Raw genomic sequence first — 19385 nt, forward strand, 5'->3', positions numbered from 1 at the left:
GTGCCCGAGAGCAACCCGCAGGACGTGCCGAGCCTCCCTGACGAGGATGAGCGCACGGTCATCGTGGATCGCGGCGACGACGAGGACGAGCGCACCGTCATCGTGGACCGCGGCGACGATGACGACGAGCGCACCGTCATGGTGGACCGCGGCGACGATGAGGATGAGCGCACGGTCATGGTGGACCGCGGCGATGAGGACGAGCGCACGGTCATCGTGGATCGCGCCGACGCCGAAGCCGACGCCGACGCCGACGAGGCCGATGACGGCACCGCAGTGGTCGACCGGCAGCACACCTCGGTCGATGACGGCACCTTCGTCGTCGACCGCGCCGCCCACGACCTCGAACAGCCGTTGTTCCGCCCGCCGGCTCCGCCGCGGGACAAGGCGCCGCTCGTGCGCCGCGGTCGCCGCGCGCTGAGGCCGGCTCCGCTGGACCCGTCCCTCGTGCGCACGGCCCTGGACGCGCCGGGCCCCGGCGCCGTCGCTCCATACGGCCCGCGGTCCCTTCCGGAGCCGTCGGCCCCGCCGGCTCAGCTCGCGCCCACGGCATCGGCCACCCGCGTGGTCGACGGCAGCCTGCCGTCGGTCGAGGGCGAGGCCCGCCGCCTGAGCCTCATCTCCGTCGGCGCCGTCGTTGCGGCATCCGTCATCTCGGTGGTCGGACTGGTGCTCCTGGCGGTCCTGCTCTTCGGCTGACCGCGGTTCGCGGCGACGGTCGTCGCCGCGGCCTCAGAACTCCTCGTCGGCCGGCCGGTCGAGGAAGCCGAGTCGTGGAGGGCCGTCGGATGCCACAGCATCGGTCTCGGCATCGGCCCGATGGCGCCGGCGCAGCACGACGGCAGTCGCGATGATGCCCAGCAGCGTCGCTCCGACGATCGTGATGAAGGCCGTGGCGGCGCTCGTGGCTGCGAAGGCGGACGAGCCGTCACTCGGGGTGACGCTGATCGATGGAGGCCTCACGGCGCTGCCCGCGGTGTCGACGAAGGGGCTCGCCGGTCCGCGAGTGGTCGCAGACGGCAGCAGCGTGATCGCGTCAGCCGGCCGGATGAGCCCCCAGCCCGAGACGTCGTCGCGTTGGTCGGGGTCCGTGCGCGCAGCGGTGGCCATCAGGCGGTAGGCCCAGCCGTCGGGTCCATCGGCCGGGTGCGCCGCCGCGACGAGGGCGGCCGCGCCGCTCACGTAGCCCGTGGCGAAGCTCGATGACGGCGCCTCAGTGGCGTACACGCAGTCGCCGGCGCCCGTGGCGGAGGTCGTGACCGACTGCGCCGGGGCCGACACGTCGACCTGCGGCCCGTGGATCGAGTCGTCCGTCACGGTTCCGGATGCATCCGACGCCGTTACCCCGAGGGCACCGGGGTAGGCGGCCGGATACCTGGCGCCGTCACGCGCGTCCTCCGCCGTGGCCCTGTTGCCGCCGCTGGCGACCACGAGGCTCCCGGCATCGTGAGCGGCCGCGACGGCCGCCTCGAGCTCGGCTGAGCCGTCGACCTCGCTGAGGGACACGTTGATGACGTCTGCGTCATTCTCGGCGGCCCACCGGATGCCGGCGGCGAGCCGAGCCGTCGTCGGACCGAAGCCGTCGCGCTTGGACTCGTCATCCGTTCCCCGGAAGACCCGGACCGACAGCAGCTTGGAGTCGGGTGCCAGACCGACGACTCCCGACTTCGGGATCTTGCGGGCCGCGATCTGGCCGGCGATGGCGGTGCCGTGCCCCTGCGGATCGCTCAGACCGTCGGCACGCTCGCCGTCGCCGACCAAGTCGATCCCGCCGACCACGGCGTCCTCGAGGTGCGGGTTGCCGACGTCGATGCCGGAGTCGACGACGGCCACGATCACGCCTTCTCCGGTGCTCCGCTGCCAGGCGGCTTCGGTCTGCAGCAGTGAGAACGCGGCCGGCCTCTCGGAGGAGAACACGACGTTGCCCGGCTTGCACACCTCGTCTGCGGCGACGGCCGGCGCGACATCGACGGCCGTCGACACCAGGATGCCGCCGGCGAGGAGACCCCCGAGCACGACGGCGACGCCGATACGTCGGCGCGTCACTTCGAGCTCGCGGCCTCGACGGCGGGGCTCGCGCCGGCGGCCTCGGGGGAGAGCTCCGGCCCCGTCGGCAGGAAGTCGAGCCATGCGGGCACGATGGCCGCGACGTCCCTGCCCGAGTACCCCAGGCGTTCGAGGGAGTCGGCCGTCGTGACGGCGTAGGCGGTGCCGGATCCGTCGACGAGGAAGGCCGGAGCGCCGGATCCCGCTCGCACGAGCGACCCCGCTCCCACGTCGACGCCGACGGAGCCTGCACCGGTCGCGTCGGACGACGGCGCCGTGGCGAGGGTCGTCGTCGCGGTGGCGTCCGTCACGTCGGACAGGGCGCACGGCACTCTGTCGACGTCGACCGGGGTGAGGATGTCGCTCGGCCAATCGGCTCCGCCGGCCGGGTCCGTCGCCGTGGGCAGGTCGCCGATCTCGGCCGGGCTCACATCGACGACCTCGCCGTCGCTGTTGCCGAGGAGCTGCAACTGGTAGGCGACCGGGGTGAGCCTGGCGAGCTCGCCGGTGGCCAATGCGATGTACCGCTCGTCGTCGGCGCTGCCGTCGGGGTGCACGACGGCACCGACGCGCAACTCGGTGCCGTCGATGGGGTCACCGGCACCCTCGACGGTCAGCGGCGTGAGGTCGGCGCCGGGCGTGAACAGGTTGAGCCACCGGCCGTCGACCTCGATCGGGGCGGAGGTGCCGAGTCCCACGGCCCGGAGCACGGCGTTGGCGTCGTCGCTGTCGACGGCGTAGCGGTACTCGCCGGCGACGACGAAGAGCTCGTCGTCGACGGTGACGACGGTGCCGGTGTCGGGAGCGTTCGTCGCGATCGGGTCGTCGCTGATGCGGACGGCCGTCTGCCCGCGGCCCGTGACGCAGGCGGTCCAGCCGTCGGAGATGAGGGCATCCGGAGCAGGAAGATCGTCTGGGGCGCCGACGATTCCCACGGTGCCGCCGACCGTGATGTCGGCCACGGTGTCCTGATCGGTGCTGATGACGGAGAAGTCGCCGGCCGGAACGAGCAGGCGCGCGCTGGCCGTGTTGATGACCGGGTGCAGCTCGCCGCCGACGGTCAGGTAGCGTGCCCCGGTGTCGGAGACGAGCACGAGCTTGTTGTCCTCCCAGCCCTGCGGGAGCCCGGGGCGCACCAACCCGTAGAACACGCCGCCCAGGATGACCATGGCCGTCAGCGCTACACCGGCGACCACGGCACGCAGCGGCTTGGCCGGGTCGAGCTCTTTGCCGCCGGGGGCGCCGCCGGTGAACGCCGAGAGCAGGCGCCGACGACTGAATCCCTGCGCCTCGATGAGGTCCTTCTTGGTCGCCATCGGGTTACGCGAGCCCGGCCGTGACGACGCCGAGGGGAAGCAGCAGCGCCAGGGCGAGCACCTCGACGGTGTCGGCGAGGCGTCCGAGACGCAGGCGCGCGCGGGGGCTCAACAGGGTGAGGGCGACGAGGAGCGCGGTTCCGACCAGCAGTACGACGAGCATGCCGATGCGCAGGTCGGGCTGGGTGATGATGACGGTGAGCCCCGTGGCGGCGAGGCCGAGAGCGCCGAGGGCCATGAGGGTCAGGACGCCGGCGCGGGCGTAGGTCTGGCGCGACTGGAACATCATCCCGAGGAATGCGAGGGCGCACAGCAGGGCTCCGGTGAGCCCGTTCGCGGCGACCAGCGGGGTGGCGGCGAGGGCCGAGAGGCCGAGGGCCAGGCGCAGCGACACCAGAACCCGGGCGCCCGCTGCAGCGCGACGCTTGACGTCATCGGCGTCGATGGGATCGGGGGCCGTGAAGATGTCGGCGTCGCTCTGGGGGGAGATGACCTGGATGCGGGTGGAGCTGAGCGCGAGCCACGGCAGGCCGTTCGCCAGCATCGCCGTGACGGCGAGCATGATCGAGTACGGCCCGACGGGGTCGAGCGAGAACAGCGCGGTCACGACCGCGGCCAGTCCGATGCTCGCGCCGAAGGCGAGCGGGACGAGGTGGATCTCGGGCTTCTTGGGGGTGAAGGCCAGTTCCACGCCGCCGACGATGAGCAGGCCGAGAGCGCCGGCCGCGACGGGCCAGCCCCACACCGGGTCGCCGGGCACGGCGAGGAAGCCGGCGATGCCCCCGTACCCTGCAGCAGCCAGGCCCAGCGCAGCGCCGGCCTCGGTCTGGCCGAGGCGGGAGAGCACCACGGATGCCGCGATGAGCACGAGCGCCCCGGCGCCGGCGAGCACCACGGCCAACGGGAAGTCGCGTCCGGTGCCGACCAGCAGGAGAGCGCAGAGCGCGAGGAAGGTGACGCTCACGGCGAGTGCGGTGCGTGAACTGTCGCGGGGGGTCCACGAGCCGTGCTGCTCGCTCGTCGCGTCGATGACGGCCTCGACCACGTCGTCGTAGACACGGGCCTCGGCCAGCAGGCCGCCGCGCACCAGGGTGAGCAGCTCGCCGTCGTGCACGCCCTGGCTGCCGATGCCGCGCGAGGGATCGAGGGTGGACCCGTCCGCGCGGTTCAGCACGTAGCCACCGTGCGCCAGGGACGGGTCGAGCATGCCGAGGCGTCTGGCGAAGCCGGGCAGCAGCTCGATCAACGGAATCTGCGCGGGCACGCCGACGTCGAGACGTCGGTCCTCGCTGACGATCGACAACCGCAGCACCGCGCCCGCAGCGATCGCGGTCTGGCTCATGTCTTCCCCATTCGTCTCGTCCGCTCGACCAGCGGATGACACGCGTTTCACTCTAGATGATCGACGCTCAGCTCGCCGCGCGACCCCGTGCGGGGTACGTCCCGCATTAGGGGGGAATTGCTCACTGAGCGGATCTCGCTTAGGTTGGGTCGCGGTGACGCATTTGGGGGACGAAGACGCTGCCGAGTTTTGGCCGCCCCCTCCAGTGATCGTCTACATCGGACGAATGAGAGGAATGGGTGATGGCTGACCAGATTTCAGCAGAAGAGGGTGCCCTCCGCAAGGGTGCCCAGGCAGTGCGCGAGACGAAGACCGGAGTCGACCAGCAGGTCAAGAAGGTCCGCGGCGAGATCGACCAGCTGCGTGGATTCTGGACCGGCGCCGCCGCCGGTTCGTTCACCACGCTGATGACGCGCTGGGACGAGCAGACCCGCAAGCTCAACGAGGTCCTCGTCACTCTCGAGGCCGCACTCGCCGGCACCGAGAAGGACCAGGCAGCCACCGAAGACTCGCACCAGCAGACCATCTCGGGCCTCGGCTCGATGATGGGCGCCTAGGCACCCGGAACACGGATCAAGGAGTAGATGAACATGCAGTCGATGTCAGTCCGTCCCGAGCAGGTCACGGCGCTCGCAGGTCAGATCCGCGGAGGTGCCCAGGGCATCCGCGCCGAGCTCGACCGCCTCGAGGCCGAGGTGGGCAAGTTGCGTTCAGCGTGGGGTGGTGACGCTCAGCAGTCCTACGACCAGGCCCAGGCCAAGTGGAACGCTTCGCTCGGCGAGCTCCAGCAGCTGCTTCAGCAGATCTCCGGCAAGACCGAGGAGATCGCCGCGCAGTACCTGCAGAGCGACAAGTCGTCGGCCGGGCGCTTCTCGCTCTAGGCCGCTGCCGGTGGGCCGGGAGTTCATCCCGGCCCGCCGAACACATCTCACAATCGCTGAAAGGAGCCCCATCATGGTGAGCATCATCCAGGTCATCCCCGACCTCGTGACGAGCGGTCTCAAAGACCTCCTGGAGGGGCTCTCCGCTCTGCCGGAGCCCAGCGAGCTGCAGTCCGAGGGCGTCAGCGTCGGCGTGGCCTCCCCGTTCCGGACCGAGCTGGCGGAGACCGCCGTGGTTCTGAAGGCGGCGACCCGCTCGATCATCGAGGAGCTCCAGGCTGCGGAGGGCGCCATCCGGAAGACCGTCGCCCAGCTCGTGCAGAACGACGAGAGCATCGCCGACGATGCCAAGGCGTTCCTGAACTTCCTCGATGCCGCGGTCGCCACCGAGCTTCCGCCGGTGACTCCCGTCGCGCCCGCTGGCGGCGGAACGCGCAACAAGATCCAATGAGGCGCGGCTCCGTCAGCCTCATCGCCGCGCTGACGGCGACGGCGGCACTCGTCGTCGCTCCGGCCCTTCCGGCGACGGCTGCTGTCGACGGGCCCGGCCTCTGGTACGTGGACGCGTTCCACCTTCCCGACGCCTGGGCTGCGGGCTACACGGGTGAGGGAGTGACCGTTGCCATCATCGACTCCCAGTTCCACCCCGACATCCCGACGCTCGCCCACGCGGATGTCACCGTGCGCGAGCCCTCCTTCTGCGCCGACGATGACGGAGCCGCCTACCCGGCGACGACCGACTCGCTGACCGCCAAGCACGGTACGAACACCGCGTCCCTCATCGTCGGCGACGGCAGCGGCAGTGATGGTGCAGCCGGTGTCTACGGTGCGGCACCGGGAGCGAAGCTGCTCTACTACACCGGGGTGATCACCCCGCCGACGGTCTCAGGACTGCAATTCGACGGCCAGTGCAGACCGGTGGACGATCCGACGAGCATCACGACGATCGAGGCCGTCAACGCCGCCATCGACGATGGTGCCGACATCATCTCCATCTCCCTGGCGCTCGAGGCAGACCAGGACTGGATCCCGACCATCCTGCGCGCTGCCCGGGAGGGTGTCGTGATCGTCGCCGGCCTCCCCGACAAGCCGGGCAGCCAGTCCGATGGGTTCGCGCGGTACAACAGTGTGGTCGCTGTGCAGGCGATCGGAGCCGACGGCGCCGCGCTCGCCACCGATGGTGTGCCGAACTCCTTCGAGAAGGTCACTGTCGCGAATGCCGGACTCGGGATCCTCACCCAGGGATCGGGCTCGGACACTCCCGCCGCCGAGAGGAACTGGACCGATCAGGCGCTGGGAGATGGCACGTCCTACGCCACTCCGCTCACGGCCGGCTTCCTCGCCGTGGTCAAGCAGAAGTATCCGAAGGCAACGGGCAACCAGCTCATCCAGACGCTGATCCACAACACCGGCGCGGGCAATCCCGACCTCATCCATGACAACACCTACGGCTACGGCACAGCGTCGCTGACGACCATGCTCACCGTGGATCCGACGACCTATCCCGACGTGAACCCCTTGATCCTCGACGATCCCGACGCCGTGCCGGCTGCAGCGGAGTTCGCGCAGGCGTCGGCAGCGCCGTCGGCCTCCGAGTCGCCATCGACGGCGCCGGTGGCCTCCGACGACGACACCACGGGGCTGGCCGTGCCGGTCATCATCGGGATCGTCGTCGTCGGTGCGCTCGTCCTCGCCGGACTCGTCGTCCTGATCGTGTTGCTCGTGCGACGTCGCCCGAGCACATCCCCGCCGGCAAACAGCCAGACCCAGACAGGAGCATGACCATGGGCAAGTACGAAGACCAGCTCGCGTCCCTCGGTGCCGGAACCGACTGGAACATCGAGAAGATCCAGACCCTGTCACTCGCACTCTCGACGCTGCAGCGCACCATGTCGAATCTCGCCGCGTCGCCTGGATGGGAGGGGACCTCCGCCGATGACGCCTCCGAGGTCTTCCTTCAGATGAAGAAGAAGTTCACCGTCGTGCAGGATGCCGTCACTCAGATCGAGACGACGGTCTCGCGGGCGAACTCGGCCCGATCGGAGGCGGCATCGTCGTCGTCCGATCTCCCCTCGGCGCGCGTCGACCCGTTCTGGCGCACTGCGGTGACTGCCGGATCCACCGTCGTGCACCCCGTCCTCGGTCCGCTCGCCTCGGATACCGCCCTCGACGTCATCGAGGGATTCCTCGGCAACCAGCGCGAGGATGCGGCCAAGAAGAAGGTGGAGAGCCTCGGAAACACCCTCGAAGAGCATCGCGCCGATCTTCAGAAGAGCCAGGAGACGCTGCGGGATGCGCCCGTGATCGGTCTCCCCGACGTCACCATTCCGAAGGACGACGGACCCACGGGCCCGACCATGCCCGGAGGCGGCTACCCGGGCGGTGGGTACCCCGGTGGCGGCGGCTACCCCGGCGGCGGCTCGACTCCGGGATCGAACCCCGGCGGCCACGTGGGCTCCGTGTTCCACACGCCCGACTTCTCCGGACCCGATTCGACGGGAACGGACCCGAACGGGACCGATCCGATCGGCCCGATCACGGAGGGTCCCGACTGGTCAGACCCGACGCCGGAGGGCCCCGTGTACGAGACGCCGGACTACGGAATCGACCCGTCCACACCCTCGGTCGATGACGGCGGCCCCGGCTACATTCCTGGTGGCGGCAGCGGTGGACCCGGCGTCGGAACCCCCGGTGGTCTGGGCGGATCGGCCGGCAACGGCTCCGGCGGCCCGTCGCCCCTCGGTTCCGCCGCGATCGGCGGTGGCGCCGGTGCGGCGCTGCTGGCGGGTTCGAAGCTCGCGGGTGGCGGTACGGCCGGACTCGGCGGGCTGGGCGGCTTCGGCGGTGCCGGCGGCGTCGGCGGAGCGGGTGTCATGGGCGGCCCCGGCGGTGCCGGCGGTGCCGGTTCGGCCGCGGGTGCCCGATCCAGCGGCGGCCTCCTCGGTCAGGCCGGCGGAGCCGGCGGCGGCGCCAACGGCGCCAACGGTTCCGCTGCAGCGCGCGCCGGTGGAGCATCCGGCGCAGCGGGCGGTCGTCCCGGAATGATGGCGGGCGGCCAGCAGGGCGGCGCCTCCGAGGAGAAGGCCAAGGGCCAGGGCCTCGGCGGCTACATCGCCCCCACCCTCGACGACGACGACGAGAGCGGCCCTCGGTCGAAGGGCGCCGGCGCCGGCGGACGCGGCTGACGCGAGGCGGGTCGTGCGCTCGACGATGCGCACGACCGGCCCGGCGTGCACGTCACCACTCGCGCGCAGGTGGCAGGATCTAGCGTGGGAGCCTCGCCGGGCTCCCATGTGCTGAACGGCGAAGGACCAGGGGGAGACGCATGAGCACTCCCGCCGTCGAACGCCGTCGGCTCGCCCTGCTCAGCGACAGCGGGCGCTTCGACATCGCCATCCCGGTGGATGACAGGCTCGGCGACGCCCTGCGTGCCGGGGGTCTGCCCGTCGGCGACGGCCGTCACATCGTGCTCGACCGCGACGGGACCGAGATCGCCCCCGAGACCCCGGCCATCGATCTCGTCGATGGCGGGCTCTACAGCGTCGTCGATCTGCGGGCGGATGCCGCCGTGTCGGCACGCGCAGCCCGCGAGTCGGGCACGCGGCGGGTCGACCACGGCGCACCGTGGTGGATGCTCGCCGTCGTCGCACCGCTCGCCCTCGCGGCCGTCGTCGCGGTCGCGGTCGACCCCGGCATGCGCCTGCTCACGAGCATCGTGCTGGGACTGGCCGCCGTCACCACGGCCGTGGTGTGGGCAGCGCGTGCCCGTGCCGGCATGGCCGGAGCCGTCGCGCTGCTCGCACCCCTCGCCCTCGCCTTCACCGCCGGCGCCCTCGCGCCGCCCCCGGGGCTCGAGGACGGCGCCCGCCTGGCCGTCGCCGCCGGCTTCGTCGCCGCCGCCGTCCTGAGTGCCGTGCTCACTGCGACGGCCGCATCCGCGGAGCTGCGCGCAGCAGCCGGCACCGTCGCGATCATGCTCGCCGTCCTGGCCGCGGTGTGGGGCCTCGCGCTGCTGCTGCACTGGGAGGAGCCCGCCGCTGCAGCGATCTCGCTCGGCGCCGTGCCGCTCGCGCTGCGTGCCCTGCCCAGCACCCTCGTGAACCTCCCCGAGGGCTACTTCATCGACTACAAGCACTTCATCGGCAACCGCTGGACCGTGCGCGGCGCCATCCCCGAGTCGCCCGGGGCCGTCACAGTGGAGACCGTGCGAGCCGTCGTCGACGGCTCGTCGGCCCGTCTCGTCGCCGGAGCCGCCCTGCTCAGCATCATCGCGGCGGTCTTCGCCCCGATCGCGCTGCTGCGGCCGTGGGGGAGCGACCCCTTCGTCGTGACCGGCGGCATCGTGCTCATCGTGTGCGTCGAGATCTCGCTGCTGCTCACTCCGAGGCACACCACCGGACTGCTGTTGCGCTGGATGCCGCGAGCCGCTGCGGCCGTCGTTCTCGTCGTCGCCGCCCAGTTGGCGCTCACCACCCTCGAGCCGCTCGCGCTCAGCCTCATCGCGGCAGGGCTCTTCCTCGCGGCCGTGATCGCCGCCGCCATCGTCGTGCCCGCGTCGCGCGGTGCCTCATCGCTGGCGTGGTCGCGCACGGGCGACGTGATCGAGTGGATCGCCGTGGCCTTCGCCCTGCCCGCCGCACTGCTCTACGCGGATGTGCTGAGCCTGCTCCGTGGGATGATGGCAGGATGAGCGACCGCGGAGGATTCCCCGGGCGCGCGGGGGTTCCGGCATTGCCTCCCTCCGGCGTGCCCGCACTGCCCCCTGGCCTGCTCGCGCCCCAGCCCGGGCTCGAGGGTTCGTCGCCGGATGCCGCTCCGCAGCCGACTGCAGGCGCCCCGGCCGACGCGCGAACCGACGCCGTCGTTCCGGCATCCGCGGCTCTCGCAGGCACTCCCGCCGTCGCGGCTCCGGCGGTGCCGACAGCGGCCGGTCCGCGCCGCATCGGCGGATCCCTCGGCACGGCCTTCGTCGGGCGCCCGGCGACGGTCGGCCGGCGCATCGCCGCCTTCAGTATCGACGTCGCCATCGTCGCCGGAATCGCGGCCGTGGTCTGGCTGCTCACGGGCACTCTGGTGCTCGGCGCCGTCGTCGCCATCGAGCTCGCCGTCGGCCTGTGGATCGTCGAGTCGCGCACGGGCATCACCCCGGGCAACGCGGCCATGCGGCTGCGCACAGCGCGAGAGGACGGCCCGTTCTCGCCCGGTGTCGGTCGCGGGTTCGTCCGCTGGTTCATCACCGGTGCCGGCTTCCTCGCCGCGGGTGTGGGTGCCTGGGTCGTCGTCGCGTCGAGTGCGTGGGACGCCTCCGGACGAGGCCGGTCCTGGGCCGATCGTGCCGCCCGCACTCTCGTCGTCGCCGTTCCCGTGCGCAACCGTGCCGCGGAGCCGGCCGGCTCGCGCGGCATCGTGCTCGCGGCGCCCCTGCTCGTGACCTCGTCCCGGCGCGCTCCGGCCACGCTGGTGTCGGACGATGAGAACTCGGCCAGCGCGTCCTTCACGGGTGCGTCCTCCTCGGTTCCCATCGCCGTCGAGTCCGCCTCGGTGCGCGGCGCATCCACGGGCGGTGGAACCGCAGACGAGCGGATGCCGCAGCTCGACGCACCGGCACCCGCTGCGGAGCCCCGGAGTGCAGACGGGCGAGCGGCCGCCGCCGTCGGGTCTCCCGCATCCGTCGACCCGGCCGCGGCATCCGTCGCGGAATCCGCATCGGTCGCCCCGCCGACGGGACGACGCGCAGCCGCCGTGCCCGTCGATCAGGCTCCGGGTGCCGACGCCTCGGCAGCGGAGACCGGAGCCCTGCTCCTCATCTTCGACACCGGCCAGCGCGAGCAGCTGCCCATCCCCGTGGCGGTTAACCTCGGACGCAACCCGTCGGCCACGGACCAGGGCGACAGGCTCATCTCGGTGCGCGACCCCGAGTCGACGGTCTCGAAGACGCACCTGCGGCTCGAGCACTCGCGCGGGCGCACCTGGGTCACAGACAACAACTCCACGAACGGAACCGAGATCAGAAGCGACGACGCCGCCTCAGCGCCCCTCCTCCCCGGCAACCGGGTGCTTCTCGACGAGGGGGACCGCGTGCGCATCGGCAACCGCACCTTCACCGTGAGCATCCTCATGGCGCACGAGAGTGCGGACAAGGCCTGATGAGCGGTCCACGTCTGGCACCACCCCGCGTCCCGTCCGGCACCATCACGGTTCAGCCCCCGCCCGAGATCGCCCCGAGCGACGGGGGCGGCGGGCTGCTCAGCTCGATGCTGCCGATGCTCGGCTCGATCGGCGCCATCGTCATGGTGAGCGTCTCCAACACCGGACCGACGGGTTTCATCACCGGCGGCATGTTCCTGCTCTCGTCCCTCGGCTTCGTGGCCGTGAACGGATGGCGACAGCGGTCGCAGCGAACCTCGGCGACGCTGGCGGCCCGCCGCGAGTACCTGGCCTACCTCACCGAGCTGCGACGCACGGTGCGCGTGGCGTCGAAGCAGCAGCGCCGGGCCGGCAACTGGCAGCATCCGGCACCGTCGACCCTGCCGTTCATCGCCGAGGAGCGCACCCGCGTCTGGGAGCGCTCGCCCGGCGACGCCGACTTCCTCGCCGTGCGCGTCGGAACCAGCGACCAGCCGCTGTGCATCACGCTCGAGGCGCCTGAGCTTCCCCCTCTCGCGCAGCTCGACCCCGTGGCCGCATCCGCAGCCCATCGCTTCATGCTCACCCACGAGGTGCAGAAGGACCTGCCGCTCGGCGTGACCTTGCGCGACTTCGCCCGCATCGAGATCACAGGGGATGAGAACGAGTCGCGCGGGCTCGCCCGCGCCATGCTGCTGCACGCCGCGACCATGCACGATCCAGACAACCTGCAGATCGTCATCGCCGCCGAGGATGCAGCTCTCGGCCAGTGGGAGTGGGCCAAGTGGCTGCCGCACACCCACTCGCGTCAGTCGACCGACTCCCTCGGCGCCGCGCGCATGATCGGCTCGAACGTCGCCGACCTCGCGGCCCTGATGCCCGCCGACGTGCGTGAGCGCCCGCGCTTCGCCCGCGACGGCTCGACACCCCTCACTCCGCACGTCGTCATCGTCACCGACGGCGCGCGCATCCCGCTGAGCGACGTGCTGCTCGCGGGCGACGGCACCTCGGGCGTCACCGTCATCGACCTGCCGGCACGCTGGGGCGACCTCGAGAACCAGAACGCCCTGCGCATAGCCTTCGATGCGGAGCGACCTGGTCGGGCCGAGCTGCTCACCCTGCAGATCCCGGCGCGCTCGTTCCATCCCGACACCATCAGCATCGTGGAGGCCGAGGCCACGGCCCGTCGCCTGCTGCCGATGTTCTCCATGACGAGCACGGCCGTCGCCACGCGCTCCACCGCCAAGCAGGCCGATCTCGTCGACCTGCTCGGGTTGCCCGACGTGCGCGACATCGACTTCGACGTCTCGTGGCGACCCCGCCTCGAGCGCGACCGCCTGCGGGTGCCCATCGGCCAGGACACCAACGGTGCCCCGATCGTCCTCGACATCAAGGAATCGGCCCAGCAGGGCATGGGCCCGCACGGTGTGATGATCGGTGCGACGGGATCCGGAAAGTCCGAGGTGCTCCGCACCCTCGTGCTGGCTCTCGCACTCACGCACTCGCCCGAGCAGCTCAACTTCGTGCTCGTCGACTTCAAGGGTGGAGCCACCTTCGCCGGCATGGCGGGCATGCCGCATGTCTCCGCCATCATCACGAACCTCGGTGACGAGATCTCGCTGGTCGACCGCTTCCAGGACGCCCTGCAGGGCGAGATCGTGCGCCGCCAGGAGCTGCTGCGCTCCTCGGGCAACTTCGCCAACGTCTCCGACTACGAGAAGGCCCGTCGGGGCGGACGCAGCGAGCTTCCCCCGCTGCCGTCGCTGCTCATCGTCGCCGACGAGTTCTCCGAGCTGCTGGCCGCCAAGCCCGAGTTCGTCGAGAGCTTCGTCAACATCGGCCGCGTCGGCCGCTCGCTCCAGGTGCACCTGCTGCTCGCCTCGCAGCGCCTCGAGGAGGGCAAGCTCCGCGGCCTCGATACCTACCTCTCGTACCGCATCGGTCTGCGCACCTTCTCGGCGGCCGAGTCGCGCACGATCCTCGGGGTACCCGACGCCTATACCCTGCCCCAGCAGCCCGGCGTCGGCTTCCTCAAGAGCGACACCGAGACGATGACGCAGTTCCGTGCTGCCTACGTGTCTGCGCCGCCGCCCCGTCGTCGTCGTTCGGTCGACACCGGCCGCTCGGACTCCGGGGCGGCATCCGTCGAACTGTTCACGGCGGCGGCCGTGCACACGGAAGCTCCCGTCGAACCCGAACTCGACGCCCCCGTCGCGATCGAACCCGAGGAGTCGCGCAGCACCTTCGAGATCGCCGTGGCACGGATGTCGGGACGCGGCCCCGTCGCCCACCGCGTGTGGCTGCCGCCGCTCGAGGTTCCGGCGACGCTCGACCAGCTCTTCGGCGACCTCGCCGTCGACCCGACGCTCGGCCTCGTGTCGGCCCGCTGGCGCGGGGCCGGATCGCTCACCGTGCCGCTCGGCATCGTCGACGTGCCGCTCGAGCAGCGCCGCGAGAACCTCGTGGTGTCCCTCGGCGGTGCCGCCGGTCACATGGTCGTCGTCGGTGCGCCGCTGAGCGGCAAGAGCACGCTCGCGCGCACCACGATGATCGCGCTCGCCCTCACCAACACCCCGCTCGAGGTGCAGTTCTTCGTGCTCGACTTCGGCGGTGGCGCCTTCTCCGGACTGCAGGGATTCCCGCACCTGAGCGGGCTCGCCACCAGGTCGGAACCCGACGTCGTGCGCCGCACCGTGGCCGAGGTCACCGGCATCCTCAACGCCCGTGAGGTGTTCTTCCGGCAGAACGGCATCGACTCCATCGACACCTACCGGCAGCGTCGTGCCGCCGGTCAGGTCGACGACGGCTACGGCGACGTGTTCCTGGTCATCGACGGCTGGGGGACCCTCCGCTCCGAGTTCGAGTCCCTCGAGGCGAGCATCCAGACCATCGCCGCCCGCGGCCTCACCTACGGCGTGCACATCGTGATCACGGCGGCCCGCTGGCTGGAGCTGCGGGCCAACATCAAGGACCTCATCGGTACCCGCATCGAGCTGCGCCTCGGAGACCCGAGCGACTCCGAGACCGACCGCAAGGCAGCGGCCAACGTCACGGCCATCCCGGGCCGCGGCCTGAGCCCCGCCGCCCTGCAGATGCTCACGGCCCTGCCGCGCATCGACGGGGTCGCGGCATCCGCGAGCCTGGCCGACGGCATCGACCACCTCACCGAGCACGTGCGCGCGGCCTGGACCGGGCCCGCCGGACCGAAGCTGCGCCTGCTGCCCGACAGCATCACGCTCGACGAGCTGCGCACGCTCGTGCCTGCCGCATCGACTGCATCACGCGAGATCGCGCTCGGAATCGACGAGGCCGACCTCGCGCCGTTCCTGATCGATCCCGCGGAGGAGCCGCACCTGTTCCTCTACGGCGATGCAGGCTCGGGCAAGTCGTCGATGCTGCGCAGCTACGCCAACGAGATCATGCGGCACTACGGCCCGAGCGAGGCCAAGATCTTCGTCGTCGACTACCGGCGCGCTCTCCTGGGCGACATCCCCGAGGAGTACCTCGGCGCCTATCTGAGCTCGCACGAGATGGCGTCGGGCGGCCTCGGCGAGCTGGCCGCGTTCTTCCAGAGCCGCATCCCGGGCCCCGACGTCTCACCGGAACAGCTGCGCGCCCGGTCGTGGTGGACCGGCGCCGAGGGCTTCATCCTCGTCGACGACTACGACCTCGTCGCCACCTCGCAGGGCAACCCGCTGGCCGCGCTCGCTCCGCTGCTCGCGCAGGCGGGCGATCTCGGCCTGCACGTGATCCTCACGCGTCGGGCCGGTGGCGCCAGCCGAGCGGCGTACGACCCGATCATCCAGCGTCTCACCGACCTCGGCACCACCGGCATCCTGCTGAGTGGTAATCCCGAGGAGGGTCAGCTCATCGGCAAGGTCAAGGCCGTGCCCGCTGTTCCGGGTCGTGCGCAGATCGTCAGCCGCAGCCGCGGCGTGGTGGCGGCGCAGCTCGCCTGGGTGCCCCCGCGCTACAGCTGAGGCCTCGCGGGTGCCGCAGGCGGCATCCGCGGGTCTCGCGTCAGAACGACCAGACGCGCGCGTGCGCCTCGTCCATGGCGCGGAAGCGCTTCGTGCCGGAGGAGGCGACGGCCGACACGTCGCGGGCGGCCTTCTCCATGATGCGGATCGACCGATCCCAGTCGCGGTGAGCCCGGTCGTAGGCGTCGGAAGCCTCACCCGACCACTCGGTGCGGAGTACGGCCGCCCGGCGCTCGAGGTCGTCGAGCAGGCGCTGCATCTCGTCGATGGCCGCCTCGATGCGGGCGACGGATGCCTCGATGACGGTGTCTTCCACTCGGATCTCGCGGCTCATGATCGTTCCTTCGGTGTCGGTTGCGGGGTCGCGCTGCGTGCTGCGCGCGAACTCTTCGCGCTACTTCTTCTCGGTGCAGTCGAGGTCGCCCGTGAGGGTCGCCGCGCCGTCCAGGGCGACGGTGGGGAGCCCCGAGTCGTCCAGCGGGCCGACGCCTCCCACGACGCCGTCGAAGGAGACCCCGTCCTCGGTGGCGGTGAACGGCTTGCCCGAGGTGAACCAGAGGTCGTCGGTCACCTGCAGCGTCACGATCACGCTCTCGTACGAGCCGCCGTCGGCGTTGGCGACGAAGGGGAGCGGGTCGTCGCCGTTCCGCGCGGCCGTCGTCGAGTAGAAGACGCGCTCACCCAGGGTCTGGCAGGCGAGCCCGGGAATCGCGACGTCGGCGCTCTTCGCGTCGCCGTCGATCGTGTAGTCGACCGTCACCGACTGGGGCTGCGACGCCGCGCCCGAGCATCCGGTGAGTCCGAGGAGGAGGACGCCCGCGGCTCCGGCGGCGAGGATCCGATCAGCGCGCACCGGCCGAGCCTCCCGTCGATCCGTCGGGGCGACCAGTGCCCGGCGGGCGTCCGGCGCGGATGTCGACGCGGAACGCCTCGCGCTCGGCGGGGTCCATCGCGGCGAGGTACTCCTGCAGCGACTGGCCGGCCTTCTCCAGCAGGGGCTGGAACTGCGGCAGGTCCATCATGTCGCGGGCGCTGCGGCGGCCGTCGAGCACGTCCTGGGCGAACCGCTGGATCGCCGGGTCGACGGGTGCGAAGCGCAGGCGCTCCATCGAGTCGCGCAGCATCCGTCCGGTCGGGCTTCCCGGATCGATCGTGGGGAGCATCCGTGGCCCGTCGGAGGGGTCCGAGCCGTTGGGCGCCGTCGTGGGGTCGAGAGGAGGTTCGTTCATCACACCGTGGGGTTGTCGTAGGGAAGGGGCTTGGGGAGCTCGACGCCACCGGCGAGGAACTGGGCGAAGACGGCCACGCCCGCGCCGAGGGCGTCGAAGAACAGCAGGGCGCTCTGCACGACGTCGTAGGCCTCGTGGGCGAGCCACGCCATGTAGGCGAGGGTGCCGGTGCCCGCGAGGTAGCCGATGACGGTGCCGACGACGGTCTCGACCAGCACGGTGCCCGCGATGTAGAAGAAGGCGGCGGCGATGGCGGCGTCGAGGATCTGGGCGAACAGGTCTGCCACGAGGGCCGCGGTGTCGTGCATGCCGCGGGCGACGACCTCGAACTCGGGGGCCAGCGTGCCGATCTCGTCACCGGCCTCGCGCACCAGGCGGGCCATCTCGGTGAAGAAGGCGTTCGCCGCGTCTGCGCCCTGGCCGGTCCACGTGTTCGCTCCCACCGACATGGCGTAGCCGATGTTCTCGGATTGGGAGACGTGGTAGCCCTTCAGGCTCTCCAGGGCGTGGGTGACGCGGAACAGCGAGTTCCAGTCGCCGGAGAACTTCTTCGAGATCTCGTCGAGGTAGTTCCAGTCGAAGATCCAGTCCAGAATCTGCGCGACCACGGTCGACGGACTCAGCCAGTCCGTCGTCAGGATGACGCTCACCAGGTCCGAGGGCGGCTCGCCTGCGGGCGTCACGAGCGCGTCGCCGGGCGGAGACGGCTTCACGTAGACCGCCCTGCTCGTCGGAACCGACATCGGCGTGCCTCGTTCGACGGGCTCGGGGTAGGCGGCGTCGAGGTCGCGTTCGATGGCATCGTCGAGCTCGATCGACCGGGTCGCCGTCGCGTCGAGCTCGTCGGCCGAGAGGTCGAGCGAGTTCGCGAGGTCGGTGAGGTAGGGCCGGATGGCGTCCTTGGTCTGGTTCGCCGCATCGAGGGCCTTCGCGAACAGGAAGGCCGTGTCGACGATCGTGAGGCTGAGGTTCGTCGCGACGTAGCTCGTCGCGGGCGGAACGGCATCGGACAGGGTGCGCAGGGTCTTCGCGTGGGTGTTCAGCGCAGACGGGTCGATCGCGAAGGCCACAGACGTCCTCTCGGTTCCGGTCGGAGGACGCGCGAATGATCGCTTCCCCCGAGAATCAACCTACCTGTCCGATTCGCGTTCCGCGTCGTCCGCCGCCCGCCAGCCCACGATTGCGATGAACACCCCGGTCACCCCGGCGAGCAGGGCGAGCACGGCCGTGAGGCCGATCGCGAACCAGGCCGGTGCGGCCCCACCGGTGCGGTTCGCCCCACCGCTGCCGACGACGGTCGAGAGGTCGCCGCCGGCGCGCGCGGCGATCACGACCGCGGCCACGGCGCACAGCACTCCCACGATCACGAACACGCCGCCGACCACGATCGAGCGCACCTTCGACGGCGCCCTCCGCTCGCCCGTCACAGCGTGGGTTCCTCGGCCACGCGGATGACGACCTTGCCTCGCACATGCCCGCCCTCGACTGCGCGCTGGGCGTCGGCGCCGTCCTCGAGGTCGAACTCGCTGTCGACGTGCACCGTCACGGCGCCCGATTCCAGGAGCGCTGCGATCTCGGCGAGCACGCGCCCGTCAGCTGGCACGTTGTAGCCGGTGGCACGGATGCCGCGAGCTGCGGCATCCGCCTGCATCGTCGGCCAGCTCCCCGTCGGTGCGTTCACCAGCCGCCCGCCTTCGCGCAGGACCTCGAGCGAGCGCGTGCCGGTGTGGTCGTGCACGTTGCCGATGAGGTCGATGACGACGTCGATGTCGCTCACGACATCCTCGAAGCGCTGACTGGCGTAGTCGATGGTCTCCTGGGCGCCGAGCTCTCGCAGGAAGCCCGCGTTGGCGGCTGACGCCGTGGCGACGACGTGGGCTCCAGCGATGGCCGCGAACTGCACGGCGAAGTGGCCGACCCCCCCGGCACCGGCATGCACCAGCACCCTGTCGCCGGCGCCGATCCCGGCCAGCTGCACCATGCCCCACGCGGTCTGCGCGGCGACGGGAACCGCGGCGGCCTCGACGTGGCTGAGGGTCGCGGGCTTGACGGCGAGGGCGGTCGAGGCGACGGTCACGAACTCGGCGAAGCTGCCGCCGACGCGCGGTACGCGTCCCATGCCGAAGACGGGAGTGCCGACCGGGAACGGATGCTGCGCATAGGGCACCGCGGCGACGACGCCCGAGAAGTCCGAGCCGCCGATGAACGGGAACGAGCTGATCGCTGCGGATGAGCCGCGCCCCGAGCGGGTCTTCACGTCGATCGGGTTCACGCTCGCCGCGACGACGCGCACGAGCACTTCGTCGGCGATGCGCAACGGCACGGCGACGTCGGCGAGGCGCAGTTCATCGACGGCGCCGAGGCGGTCGACGACGAGGGCGCGCATGGTCTCGGGAATGGATTCCGGCATGGAATTCATTCTGCCCCCTTCGCCCGCTGAGGCCCCTCCGCCTGCCCCGCTGGCA

The 19385-nt window shown here is 71.3% G+C and carries 18 protein-coding genes; 9 read left to right on the forward strand and 9 right to left on the reverse strand.

What is annotated here, in order from left to right; translation table 11 throughout:
* Positions 1 to 699, forward strand: a complete 699-nt coding sequence (locus E4M00_RS11430; RefSeq protein WP_135120664.1) for a hypothetical protein — start codon at positions 1 to 3, stop codon at positions 697 to 699.
* 33 nt (positions 700 to 732) lie between these two features.
* Here the strand turns inward: E4M00_RS11430 and E4M00_RS11435 are convergent, their stop codons facing one another.
* Genes E4M00_RS11435 through eccD form a run of 3 tightly spaced genes read right to left on the reverse strand, consistent with a single transcriptional unit; the run spans position 733 to position 4704 of the window.
* Positions 733 to 2046, reverse strand: a complete 1314-nt coding sequence (locus E4M00_RS11435; protein WP_167756878.1) for a S8 family serine peptidase — start codon at positions 2044 to 2046, stop codon at positions 733 to 735.
* On the reverse strand, positions 2043 to 3362 hold the full coding sequence (gene eccB, locus E4M00_RS11440) for a type VII secretion protein EccB (protein WP_135120666.1): 1320 nt from the start codon (positions 3360 to 3362) through the stop codon (positions 2043 to 2045). The genes E4M00_RS11435 and eccB overlap by 4 nt, the downstream gene beginning before the upstream one ends.
* Positions 3363 to 3366: 4 nt before the next feature.
* A complete protein-coding gene (gene eccD, locus E4M00_RS11445) occupies positions 3367 to 4704 on the reverse strand; it encodes a type VII secretion integral membrane protein EccD (protein WP_135120667.1) in 1338 nt (445 codons plus the stop codon).
* A 242-nt stretch (positions 4705 to 4946) separates the two neighbouring features.
* On the opposite strand from eccD, the gene E4M00_RS11450 reads away from it, so the two are divergent.
* From E4M00_RS11450 to eccCa, 8 genes are all read left to right on the forward strand, one after another.
* Positions 4947 to 5261 (forward strand): WXG100 family type VII secretion target, encoded by a 315-nt coding sequence (locus tag E4M00_RS11450; protein ID WP_056169003.1) that lies wholly within the window; start codon positions 4947 to 4949, stop codon positions 5259 to 5261.
* A 42-nt stretch (positions 5262 to 5303) separates the two neighbouring features.
* The gene (locus E4M00_RS11455) at positions 5304 to 5585 is read left to right on the forward strand and encodes a WXG100 family type VII secretion target (RefSeq protein ID WP_082510665.1); all 282 of its coding nucleotides are present in this window, start codon (positions 5304 to 5306) and stop codon (positions 5583 to 5585) included.
* Between the two features lie 73 nt (positions 5586 to 5658).
* Positions 5659 to 6036 (forward strand): hypothetical protein, encoded by a 378-nt coding sequence (locus E4M00_RS11460; RefSeq protein ID WP_135120668.1) that lies wholly within the window; start codon positions 5659 to 5661, stop codon positions 6034 to 6036.
* On the forward strand, positions 6033 to 7367 hold the full coding sequence (locus tag E4M00_RS11465) for a S8 family serine peptidase (protein ID WP_135120669.1): 1335 nt from the start codon (positions 6033 to 6035) through the stop codon (positions 7365 to 7367). The genes E4M00_RS11460 and E4M00_RS11465 overlap by 4 nt, the downstream gene beginning before the upstream one ends.
* Positions 7368 to 7369: 2 nt before the next feature.
* Entirely contained in the window at positions 7370 to 8770 is a 1401-nt protein-coding gene (locus E4M00_RS17980) for a WXG100 family type VII secretion target (protein ID WP_204773000.1), read from the forward strand.
* A gap of 140 nt (positions 8771 to 8910) precedes the next feature.
* Positions 8911 to 10275, forward strand: coding sequence for a hypothetical protein (locus tag E4M00_RS11475; RefSeq protein ID WP_135120670.1), 1365 nt, complete (start codon positions 8911 to 8913; stop codon positions 10273 to 10275).
* Positions 10272 to 11732: an RDD family protein gene (locus tag E4M00_RS11480; protein WP_135120671.1), complete on the forward strand. Its 1461-nt coding sequence runs from the start codon at positions 10272 to 10274 to the stop codon at positions 11730 to 11732. Before E4M00_RS11475 ends, E4M00_RS11480 begins: the two co-directional genes overlap by 4 nt.
* Positions 11732 to 15691 carry a type VII secretion protein EccCa gene (gene eccCa / locus E4M00_RS11485; RefSeq protein WP_135120672.1) on the forward strand — a complete coding sequence of 1320 codons (3960 nt, stop codon included), beginning with the start codon at positions 11732 to 11734 and terminating at the stop codon, positions 15689 to 15691. The genes E4M00_RS11480 and eccCa overlap by 1 nt, the downstream gene beginning before the upstream one ends.
* Positions 15692 to 15731: 40 nt before the next feature.
* Here the strand turns inward: eccCa and E4M00_RS11490 are convergent, their stop codons facing one another.
* Genes E4M00_RS11490 through E4M00_RS11515 form a run of 6 tightly spaced genes read right to left on the reverse strand, consistent with a single transcriptional unit; the run spans position 15732 to position 19330 of the window.
* Positions 15732 to 16025 (reverse strand): WXG100 family type VII secretion target, encoded by a 294-nt coding sequence (locus E4M00_RS11490; RefSeq protein ID WP_135120673.1) that lies wholly within the window; start codon positions 16023 to 16025, stop codon positions 15732 to 15734.
* 60 nt (positions 16026 to 16085) lie between these two features.
* Positions 16086 to 16544, reverse strand: coding sequence for a hypothetical protein (locus E4M00_RS11495; RefSeq protein ID WP_135120674.1), 459 nt, complete (start codon positions 16542 to 16544; stop codon positions 16086 to 16088).
* A complete protein-coding gene (locus E4M00_RS11500; RefSeq protein ID WP_135120675.1) occupies positions 16534 to 16920 on the reverse strand; it encodes a hypothetical protein in 387 nt (128 codons plus the stop codon). The genes E4M00_RS11495 and E4M00_RS11500 overlap by 11 nt, the downstream gene beginning before the upstream one ends.
* Positions 16920 to 17990 carry a hypothetical protein gene (locus tag E4M00_RS11505; RefSeq protein WP_056168974.1) on the reverse strand — a complete coding sequence of 357 codons (1071 nt, stop codon included), beginning with the start codon at positions 17988 to 17990 and terminating at the stop codon, positions 16920 to 16922. The genes E4M00_RS11500 and E4M00_RS11505 overlap by 1 nt, the downstream gene beginning before the upstream one ends.
* A 60-nt stretch (positions 17991 to 18050) precedes the next feature.
* Positions 18051 to 18347, reverse strand: a complete 297-nt coding sequence (locus E4M00_RS11510; RefSeq protein ID WP_135120676.1) for a hypothetical protein — start codon at positions 18345 to 18347, stop codon at positions 18051 to 18053.
* Positions 18344 to 19330, reverse strand: coding sequence for an NADP-dependent oxidoreductase (locus tag E4M00_RS11515; RefSeq protein WP_240037058.1), 987 nt, complete (start codon positions 19328 to 19330; stop codon positions 18344 to 18346). The genes E4M00_RS11510 and E4M00_RS11515 overlap by 4 nt, the downstream gene beginning before the upstream one ends.
* Positions 19331 to 19385 lie beyond the last annotated feature (55 nt).

The organism is Orlajensenia leifsoniae, from assembly GCF_004570845.1.
GTDB classification, from domain to species: Bacteria; Actinomycetota; Actinomycetes; order Actinomycetales; family Microbacteriaceae; genus Orlajensenia; species Orlajensenia leifsoniae.